Annotated in this window: 6 protein-coding genes and 1 pseudogene; all 7 read left to right on the top strand. The window is 36.4% G+C overall.

Going from position 1 to position 5,853, the window contains the following annotated elements:
• Window positions 1–678 (top strand): annotated as a pseudogene (locus GBI16_RS17330) (tellurium resistance protein); the annotation flags it as partial.
• A gap of 43 nt (window positions 679–721) precedes the next feature.
• The gene (locus GBI16_RS17325; RefSeq protein ID WP_151707545.1) at window positions 722–1,297 is read left to right on the top strand and encodes a TerD family protein; all 576 of its coding nucleotides are present in this window, start codon (window positions 722–724) and stop codon (window positions 1,295–1,297) included.
• A gap of 20 nt (window positions 1,298–1,317) precedes the next feature.
• Complete coding sequence (locus GBI16_RS17320) at window positions 1,318–2,388, top strand: DUF475 domain-containing protein (protein WP_123785533.1); 1,071 nt, start codon at window positions 1,318–1,320, stop codon at window positions 2,386–2,388.
• Between the two features lie 26 nt (window positions 2,389–2,414).
• Window positions 2,415–2,993 carry a TerD family protein gene (locus GBI16_RS17315; RefSeq protein WP_123785534.1) on the top strand — a complete coding sequence of 193 codons (579 nt, stop codon included), beginning with the start codon at window positions 2,415–2,417 and terminating at the stop codon, window positions 2,991–2,993.
• Window positions 2,994–3,099: 106 nt separating this feature from the next.
• Window positions 3,100–4,386, top strand: a complete 1,287-nt coding sequence (locus GBI16_RS17310) for a VWA domain-containing protein (protein WP_123785535.1) — start codon at window positions 3,100–3,102, stop codon at window positions 4,384–4,386.
• Between the two features lie 9 nt (window positions 4,387–4,395).
• Window positions 4,396–5,118: a TIGR00266 family protein gene (locus GBI16_RS17305; protein ID WP_123785536.1), complete on the top strand. Its 723-nt coding sequence runs from the start codon at window positions 4,396–4,398 to the stop codon at window positions 5,116–5,118.
• Window positions 5,119–5,129: 11 nt separating this feature from the next.
• Window positions 5,130–5,714, top strand: a complete 585-nt coding sequence (locus GBI16_RS17300; protein ID WP_123785537.1) for a TerD family protein — start codon at window positions 5,130–5,132, stop codon at window positions 5,712–5,714.
• Window positions 5,715–5,853: the final 139 nt, after the last annotated feature.

The following is a 5,853-nucleotide window of genomic DNA, read 5'->3' as shown; positions in this document are numbered from 1 at the left end:
AATACTTCACCAACACCAACACCAACACCAACACCAACACCAACACCAACACCAACAAAGTCAAATATAAATTTATCCAAAATCAAGTTAGATAAAAATAACTCGACAATTAATCTTAGTAAGAAAGGTTCAGCTTTTGGCAAAATTTCAGTCAATTTAAACTGGAATAAATCTGCACCTAAATCCGAATCCTTTTTTCAAAAATTAACCCGTTCCAATTCAATCGACCTAGATTTGGGTGCGATGGTGCAGCTTAAAGATGGCAGCATTGATTTAGTACAGCCGCTTGGAAACCGATTTGGCAATTTTGATCGCGCTCCCTATATGAAATTAGAAGCCGATGACCGCACAGGAGCATCGATAAATGGAGAAAACTTACATATTAACGGCACTCAATGGGATCGAATTGAGCGCATTGTAATTTACACTTATATTTATGAAGGTGCGGCACAATGGGCTGCCACCGATGGCGTGGTAACAATTCGTATTCCCGATCAACCGGAAATTGAGGTGCGCTTAACAGAAGGTAATCAATTAACTACCTGTGCAATTATAGAATTAAAAAATGTTAACGGTGCTATTCAAGCTAACCGAGAAGTTCGTTATTTCAAAGACCAACAATTTTTAGATAAGTTTTATCGCTTTGGTTTTCGCTGGACCCAAGGCTCAAAAGATTAACAGTATCAATTTAATTTACATGTAATAAAGAAGAGAGAAAATTATGGCTATTTCATTAAACAAAGTTGGAAATCTATCTTTAAGTAAAACAGATCCATCGCTTAACCAAGTTTTGATTGGTTTAGGTTGGGATGCGCGAGCAACTGATGGTGCAGATTTTGACTTGGATGCTTCTGCATTTTTATTGGCTGCAAATGATAAAGTTCGTGGCGAAACTGATTTTATTTTTTATAACCAAACCCGTTCACCAGAAGGTTCTGTAGAACATACCGGCGACAATCGTACCGGTGAGGGTGATGGTGATGATGAAGCGGTTAAAATTAATTTGGCGAAAGTTCCCGCTGATGTGCAAAAAATTGCCATTACTGTGACTATTCATGATGCTGAAAGCCGTGGTCAAAATTTTGGTCAAGTGCAAAATGCTTTTATTCGTGTGGTCAATGATCAAACTAATGTCGAAATTGTCCGTTTTGACTTAAATGAAGATTATTCGACTGAAACAGCAATGATTTTTGGTGAATTATATCGTCATAATGGTGAATGGAAATTTAGAGCGGTAGGTCAAGGCTATAATGGCGGTCTACGTGCTATGTGTGGTCAATATGGTATTAGTATTTAAACTTTGTTATTAGGTAAAAAATGAAACATTTCCGTTTTTCGATAATTTTTACCATTATATGCTTGGCTATTTCAGCATATTGGGGTTTCACACATGGTCCTGAAGCTGGCTTGATGGCCATGTTTAAAGTCTTGGCTATTACCTCTATCCTAGCTGTGATGGAGGTTTCATTATCTTTTGATAATGCGGTTGTTAATGCTTCTGTATTGAAACATTGGAATCAATTTTGGCGCACACTGTTTTTAACCGTCGGGATTATCGTTGCCGTGTTTGGTATGCGATTGATATTCCCTTTACTCATTGTTGGTGTGACTGCGGACATGAGTATGATTGAGGTTGCTCAATTAGCGTTAAATGATCCTAAGTCTTATTCAGAAAAGCTTATGGCTCATCATGCTGAAATTGCAGCATTTGGCGGCATGTTCTTATTATTAGTATTTTTGAATTTCTTGTTTGATGATGAAAAAGATGAACATTGGTTTCATTGGCTTGAATCAAGACTAGCAGATTTAGGAAATATTCAGGCTATTTCAGTCTTTATTTCATTAGTTGTTCTACTTATTCTAGCAAGCTATATCCCAGATACATCACGTTTAGTCGTTGTGATGGCAGGAATTTGGGGCATTGTCGTGTATGTGGGTGTGAAAGTAATTGGTCATCTATTAGAAGGCAGTAGCAATGATGATGAGTCTGAAAAATCAAATGGTGCATCAGCAACAGGCACTATTGTCAAAGGTGGTATCGGTGGCTTCTTATATCTAGAAGTATTAGATGCATCTTTTAGTTTCGATGGTGTAATCGGTGCTTTTGCAATTACCAGTGATGTGGTAGTTATTATGCTTGGCCTTGCAATTGGTGCGATGTTTGTCCGTTCAATGACAATTTATCTTGTTGAAAAAGGTACGCTAGATGCCTATGTATATTTAGAACATGGTGCACACTATGCAATTGGTGCACTTGCGTTCATCATGTTGGCCAGCGGCACAGGATTACATATTCCAGAGGTTATTACAGGATTGGTGGGTGTTGCCTTCATTGTTTGGGCTATTATCTCTTCAATTTCATATAGTAAAAAGCAGCAATCTTCATAAAGTAAATCTGATAAGGAAACAAAGAAATGGCTATTAATTTATCAAAAGGTGGAAATATTAACCTTTCTAAAACTGCACCGACTATGAGTAAAGTCGACTTGGGTTTAGGTTGGAATCCACGCGCAACGGATGGTAAAGCATTCGATTTAGATGCTGTTGCATTCTTAACGGGTGAAGATGGTAAAGTTCGTTTAGATGGCGAATTTATTTTCTTTAATCAGAAAGTTTCACCATGTGGTTCAGTGACTCATAATGGCGATAACCGTACTGGCGATGGCGATGGCGATGATGAAACTATTTCAGTAGACCTATCTAAAGTTCCTCAAGAAGTGGCAAAAATTGTATTTGCGGTAACTATTCATGAAGGTCAGCAAAATAGTCAAAACTTCGGTATGGTTGATAAAGCATATATACGTGTGATTAACCAAGATGCTAATGCAGAAGAGTTAGCTCGTTTTGACCTATCTGAAGATGGTAGCACTGAAGTTGCAATGATTTTTGGTGAATTATATCGTCACAGTGGTGAGTGGAAATTCAAAGCAGTAGGTCAAGGCTTTAGTGGTGGTTTAGGTGCTTTAGCAGCAAGTTACGGTGTTGCGGTTTAAGCGACACATCAAGTACTAAAAGAGTGATCTTTTAGTACTTGAAAGTGATTGGTATGAAATTATTTTTATATTGAATTATTTTCAAGTACTACAATAGAGAATAAGAATGCAGTTAGTTTCTGGACAAAAAATAGCGCTCAATCAACTTATTCAAAATGATAAGAAATTTACGTTACGAGTTCAATTTAAAGCATCATTTGATGTTGATATATCAAGTTTTGGTGTGGGGCAAAAAGATAAACTTTTCAATGATGATTATATGACATTTTATAATCAACTTAAGACACCAAAATGTGAAGTGCAATATAGTCAGCAAGGAAACTTGAATCTGTTTACTTTTGATTTAAATAAAATAGACGTGTCACAGACCCCCCGATTTGTGATTTGTGCAACAGTAGCTAATGACCAGGCAACTATGCAAAATATTCAAAGTGGCCAAATTGATCTTGTGAATCAGCAAGGCGAAGTATTAGCAATATATCAATTAAATGCATCAGATTTTAGCCAAGAAAAAGCAGTCATGTTGATTGAAATTTACTTTAAAAATGATCTGTGGCGAATTGCTGCTATAGGACAAGGTTTTAATGGTGGATTAAAAGCGTTAGTTAGGCATTTTGGAGGTGAGGTTACTGAAAATATATCCTCTCCTACGAATACAGCTTCTAAACTTGATTTAAAGAAAAAAGTTATTTTAGATAAAGTTGAAAAAATTGCTCCCTATTTAGTTGATATTACTAAAAAATCATTGATTAGTTTAGAAAAAAATAATCTATTGGATATTAAAGCGCGTGTTGCTTTGGTTCTAGATTATTCTGGCTCAATGAGCCAACAATATAAATCGGGTGAGGTACAACAAGTTCTAAATCGAATTATGCCTTTGGCTTTAAATTTTGATGATGACGGTAGTTTTGAGTGTTGGGCATTTGCAGAAAAAGCACTTCGTTTAAATGATGTGAGTCTTGACAATTTAAATAGTTATATAGCTTCAGAACAGGGAGGCTATAAAAAATGGAATGCGGGGGCTGGCTATAATAATGAGCCTGCCGTTCTTGAAGAAGTATTACGTTATTTTAACAAAGAAAGCCCATCAGACTTGCCTGTATATATTGTTTTTATTTCTGATGGTGGCGTTTCTGAAGCTAGAAAAATTAAAAAGATTTTACAAGAGGCCTCATCACAACCTATATTTTGGCAATTTGTAGGGATTGGGGGGAGAAATTATGGTGTATTAGAAAAATTAGATACCATGGAAGGGAGAGTGGTGGACAATTGTAATTTTTTTAAAATAGACAATATTGAAAGTATTTCTGAATCAATGCTGTACGATTTTTTACTTCAAGAATTTCCGATATGGTTAACAGAAGCAAAAAATAAAAATATCGTGAGTAGGTAGGTAAATGTAATGGCAGAGTTTAATCTTGTTGGTAGCCCAGAACCTTTTTTACATGTCAGTATGAAGCAAGGTGAAGCAATTTATTGTGAATCTGATGCCATGGTCATGGTTGAACAAAATCTTGAAGTCGGCGGTAAATTACGTGGCGGAATTTTCCAAGCTTTTATGCGTAAATTCACTTCTGGGGAATCCTTGTTTCAACAGCAAATTAAAGCAGTCAAGGGTGCAGGAGAGTGTCTATTATCACCAAATTTGGATGGTGATATGCAGATTCTTGAGGTAGGTCAACGACAGTATATTTTATCTGATGGCTCTTTTGTTGCAGCAACTGAACATACCATTATTAAAGCAAAAGTCCAAAGTAATATTGGCGGCGCATTGTTTGGGGGCACGGGAGGTTTTGTGGTTATGGAAACCAGTGGGCAGGGTAAAGTTTGCATTTCTGGCAGTGGAACTTTACTCGAGCTAGATATTACACCAGAACAAGGTGAAGTAACTATCGACAATGGTCATGTTACGGCATGGGATGCATCCTTAAATTATAATATTGGCATTCCAAGTTCAGGTGGTGGTGGCTTTGTTGGCAATATTGTTAATAGCTTTACGAGTGGGGAAGGTTTAGTAATTAAGTTCCGTGGACATGGTAAAGTGATTGTATGTTCGCGTAATCGTGCGAGTTATTTACAGTGGTTAGCCACGGCTTTAGGTCGTGGCAATTCAAATTCAAACTGAGGGAGATTTAAATGGGCATTAGTTTAGTTAAAGGTCAAAAAATTTCTTTAGAGAAAGGTGATGGTTCATCTTTAACTAAAATATTTCTTGGAGCAGGTTGGGATGTCGCAAAAAAAGGCGGTCTACTTGGCATGTTCGGTGGTGGTGGTGATTCGATCGATCTTGATGCCTCTGCAATCATGTTTGATCAGAATAACAAAGCTTTAGATAGCATTTGGTTCGGTCAATTACAGAGTCGTGATGGCAGTATCAAACATTCTGGTGATAATCGTACCGGTGATGGCGATGGCGATGATGAAGCAATCCATGTAGATCTAACTAAAGTTCCTAGCCAAGTAAAATCAATTGTATTTACAATCAGTAGTTTCCGTGGTCAAACTTTTGAAAAAGTTGAAAATGCTTTTTGTCGTGTTGTAGATGCTACAACGAATGTTGAAATTGCAAAATATAATCTTTCAGCAAAAGGTAATTATACGGCTTTAATTATTGCTAAAGTTTATCGTCACAATGGTGCGTGGAAAATGTCAGCATTAGGTGAAACCTGTAATGGAAAGACAATTCAGGATATGGTTCCTTCAATTTTACCTATTTTATAAAGTATTCTAAAGGTATTAAAATGACTTGATAAATCGAATACACGGTTTATCAAGTTTTTGCAAGATAAAACAAACCTAAGTAATTTTATTATTTGAAAAAAATTAAATAATAATAATTTTTTTGAGAACACAAGAGTTT

The sequence above is a fragment of the Acinetobacter sp. TUM15064 genome, from assembly GCF_008980265.1.
Classification (GTDB): Bacteria; Pseudomonadota; Gammaproteobacteria; order Pseudomonadales; family Moraxellaceae; genus Acinetobacter.
This window is presented reverse-complemented; position numbering and strand designations above follow the sequence as displayed.